Source organism: Acetobacter sp. AN02, assembly GCF_029759835.1.
Taxonomy (GTDB): domain Bacteria; phylum Pseudomonadota; class Alphaproteobacteria; order Acetobacterales; family Acetobacteraceae; genus Acetobacter.
The window spans coordinates 1-3,666 of record NZ_JAJJND010000147.1; the positions used below are offsets into that span (position 1 = coordinate 1).

Genomic DNA, 3,666 nt, shown 5'->3' on the forward strand with positions numbered 1-3,666 from the left:
GGCATGGATCTTTGTCGTCAACCCGCCTCGTGATCGTCCGATGGCCTGATCCGTCCCCCTTTTTTGAGAGCTCCGGCTATAAATCGCATGTTTCCATCGATCGGAAATACCGGTTCATCCGGAAATGGAAAACAACGCATGCCGCCGCCAGTGATGGCGCGCGATTGAGAGAGGGGCTGCTGGATAAAACCAATACGGCCTCAAGTGTCTGGGCTGACACGGCCTATCGCTCAAAAGCCAACGAAGACTTCATGGAAAAGCAGGGTTTTGTCTCAAAGGTTCACAGAAAAAAGCCGCATCTCAAGCCTATGCCCCAACATATCCAGAAATCGAATGCTGGAAAGTCGGTGATCCGATCCCGCGTCGAGCACGTCTTTGCCGATCAGAAGTCACAGACAGGGCTGTTTGTCCGAACTGTCGGTATCACCCGGACTACCATGAGGATCGGGCTGGCCAATATCGTCTACAACATGCGCCGCCTCATCTTCCTGGAGCGGATCAGCGCGAGCGCGTAGCAACCCAGCGGGGGACAGCCCCCAATCCGCTCAAAGCGCAGACCGGATGCCATCGCAAAAACCGTCAATCAAATCGCCAAAACCCAGAAATTACTCGCCAAGAACATCAATCAACGGTTCTTCGATCCCTCCAGAAGGGAGAGCTTGAGGGCGTGCATGGGGTCCCGTTTTTCAGGGTGATGTTATGACATAATGTGACAGGCGGGGCGGGATGTTTTTGTTTTCAGTCCGGTTCGGGGACGCTGATGGCGGTGATGCCGGAGGCGAGGACGAGGCGCAGATCTGCTTCCGAGAGGGCGATGCAGCCTTCGGTCGGTCTGCTGTCGGGGGAGCGCAGATGCATGAAGATGGCGGAGCCGCGTCCGCTGATCACCGGATCGTCATTATATCCGAGCACGATGATGAGATCGTAAAGCCTGTCGTCCCGCCAGAGTTTTTCGTGACGCGCCTGTGAGGGCAGGCGTATGTGCGTGTTGTAGGCCGGGGAGGCCGGGTCGTCGCACCAGCCGTCATCGGGGGCCAGAGGTTCTGCGGGGAGTGTGGTTGCGGGCCGGGCGATGCGGTCTGCCCGCCAGAACACGCGGCGCAGGGGGAGCAGGCCGGACGGGGTGGCGTGATCTCCTTCCTGTTTGTGACGGACGATGCCGGAGGCGCCGATAACGGCTGCGAGAGGCTGTCCCTTGCAATGCAGAAGCGCGGTCGTGCGGGTTTCCGGTTCAAGGCGGGCGTGTATCATGGCCGGACTTTATGTATCCTTCGGGCTGCTGTGCGGTCGGCGGTTCTGCCGGGTTGTCCTGCAGCAGTGTCACCCGGTGCGGTTCTTGTGTCGAGGGCCGTTTAGGGTTACTCAGCCGGCAGAGCGAATGAGGAAGTGATGACGGGCAGCAGACCTGTTTTGATCGTCGATGATGACCGGATTCTCGGGCAGATGCTCGTTGAGCAGCTTCTGGTTGACGGGGAGTTCCGCCCGGTTCTGACAGAATCGGTGGCTGCGGCGGCTCTTGCTCTGAAGGCGCCGGATGCGCGGTATGACGCCATTATCATGGATGTCACGCTGCCTGACGGGGACGGGCGCGATTTCTGTGCCGATCTGCGGCGCAACGGCGCGAAAATGCCGATCATCATGCTGACGGGATCAGATGATGAGGCGGATGTGGTCCGCGGGCTTGATGCCGGTGCGAACGACTACGTTGCCAAGCCGTTCCGCATTGCCGAGCTTCTGGCGCGTCTGCGTGCGCAGCTGCGGATTTTTGAGAACAGTGAGGACGCGGTGTTTACCGTTGGTCCCTACACTTTCCGTCCGGCGGCAAAGCTTCTGCAGGAGCCGGAGAAGAACCGTCGTATCCGTCTGACGGAGAAAGAGGCGGCGATCCTGAAATTTCTCTACCGCGCGGGCACGCGTCCGGTTCCGCGTCAGGTTCTGCTCAATGAGGTCTGGGGCTATAATGCTGCCGTGACCACGCACACGCTTGAGACGCATATCTATCGTCTGCGTCAGAAGATCGAGCCTGATCCGGCGAATGCCACCCTGCTGCTGACGGAGGGGGGCGGATATCGCCTCAATCCGGAAGCCGGTGCCCGCTAAGCCCCTTTCGGATAACGTTTTCCGGACCGCCTCAGAAATGAGGCGGGTTTTTTTATGCCGGAATACGGGAGGCTTCTGTCCTTCTTTTTCCGTCGGTTCTGTCTGTTCCTGAAAAAATCTCTGAAGTTTCAGATCCGAATGTGCAGGGCTTAGGTTTGTTCGCGTGTAAGGGTTAAAGAATTATTAATTGTACACCATAGGTTGTTTTTCGCAATATATTGTTAATGAAAATACTTTCATGGGAACGGAAAATGAATAATTCCTGGACGGGTAGCGGTGCGGATGGCCTCTGGTCGAATTCTGGAAACTGGTCCGCGGGTGTTATTCCGCAGCAGGCTGACGGGCAGATTCCTGTCATTTCCGGTACTGCGTCGGCGCCTGTTACGGTGATTTATGATCGTCCGGACGACACGCGTCTGAGCAATGGTCTTGTTCTGCAGCCTTATGCGACCCTGCAGGTGCATGCCGTTTCTCCGGACGGTTCGACCGTTCTGACGACAAACGGTGTGAGTGTGGCGAAGAATGCGGTTCTGCAGATCGCTACATCCGATCCGGTTGATCTCGGAACGGGATCGACAACCGTGAATGGTGTTCTGGAGGTGATTGGCAACCATTCCGTGACCATGGCCTACTCTCCGGTCGGGACGGGGCAGCTTATTCTGGACAATTCCTCAATTGCGGGCAGCAATGATTACGGGTCTCTGAACATCACGCTGACCGGCGGCTCGACGCTGCATGCGAACGGTGCGACGGCGGGGGCTTCCCTGACGTTCGGGGATCCCGGTGCCAACGGGGCGGCGAACAGGCTCGTTCTTCCTGACTGGGTGGGGAATTTCTCCGAGCCTGTCTATAATTTCAGTGATTCATCAGTTATCGAGATTTCCGGAAAGCAGCCGCAGAGTGCTGTCTTTACGAAAAATGACGACGGTACCTATACGCTTAAGATCAGTTACGACGAGTGGAATTCGACGACGCTGACGGATATCCATCTGTGGAGCGGCTATTCCCCGGGAACGGCGGAGATCCTGCCGGTGGGCGATGACTGGGCCGTGTCGGTTCCGTCTTCTTCCTCGTGTTTTCTTGCCGGTGTTCTGATTGCGACGCCGGATGGTCCGGTTGCTGTGGAGAAGCTGGGGCCGGGTGATTCCGTTGTGGTTATGGAGAACGGGCAGGAGGAGATCCGCCGGATTGTCTGGTCCGGCCGGGCGCAGGCATCCGTGCGTGCGGATCTTCCTGATGATGAGGCCGGCTGGCCGGTTCGTGTGCTCAGGGATGCTTTTGCGGAGGGTGTTCCCTCACGCGATCTGCTGATCACGTCCGGGCATTGTCTGTTTATGGAGGGGCGGTTTCTTCCGGTGCGGATGCTGGTGAACGGTGTTTCCGTGTTTTACGACCGTTCTTTCAGTTCCTATGAGTATTATCACATCGAGACGGAGCGGCACTCCGTTGTCATGGCCAACGGGGTTCCGACGGAGACCTATCTGGACACGGGTAATACCAACCATTGATTGCTAGAACCTATGCGCCCAATTGCGCAGTCCGATTGACATGATGCGCCAAGGTTGT

3 protein-coding genes and 2 pseudogenes are annotated in these 3,666 nt (G+C 57.4%); 3 read left to right on the forward strand and 2 right to left on the reverse strand.

Translation table 11 applies throughout. The features are described 5' to 3' along the window. Positions 1-77 (reverse strand): annotated as a pseudogene (locus LOC54_RS12405) (IS5/IS1182 family transposase); the annotation flags it as partial. On the opposite strand from LOC54_RS12405, the pseudogene LOC54_RS11740 reads away from it, so the two are divergent. Beyond that, positions 57-515, forward strand: a pseudogene (locus LOC54_RS11740) (transposase); the annotation flags it as partial. The pseudogenes LOC54_RS12405 and LOC54_RS11740 overlap by 21 nt on opposite strands. A 223-nt stretch (positions 516-738) precedes the next feature. On the opposite strand, the gene LOC54_RS11745 reads toward LOC54_RS11740, so the two are convergent. Then, positions 739-1,251 carry a L,D-transpeptidase gene (locus tag LOC54_RS11745; protein WP_279313978.1) on the reverse strand — a complete coding sequence of 171 codons (513 nt, stop codon included), beginning with the start codon at positions 1,249-1,251 and terminating at the stop codon, positions 739-741. Positions 1,252-1,389: 138 nt separating this feature from the next. Between LOC54_RS11745 and LOC54_RS11750 the strand changes: the two genes are divergently transcribed. Together LOC54_RS11750 and LOC54_RS11755 are read left to right on the forward strand one after the other, a co-directional pair. Beyond that, positions 1,390-2,100, forward strand: a complete 711-nt coding sequence (locus LOC54_RS11750; protein ID WP_279313979.1) for a response regulator transcription factor — start codon at positions 1,390-1,392, stop codon at positions 2,098-2,100. 251 nt (positions 2,101-2,351) lie between these two features. Further along, positions 2,352-3,608, forward strand: coding sequence for a Hint domain-containing protein (locus tag LOC54_RS11755; protein WP_279313980.1), 1,257 nt, complete (start codon positions 2,352-2,354; stop codon positions 3,606-3,608). Positions 3,609-3,666: the final 58 nt, after the last annotated feature.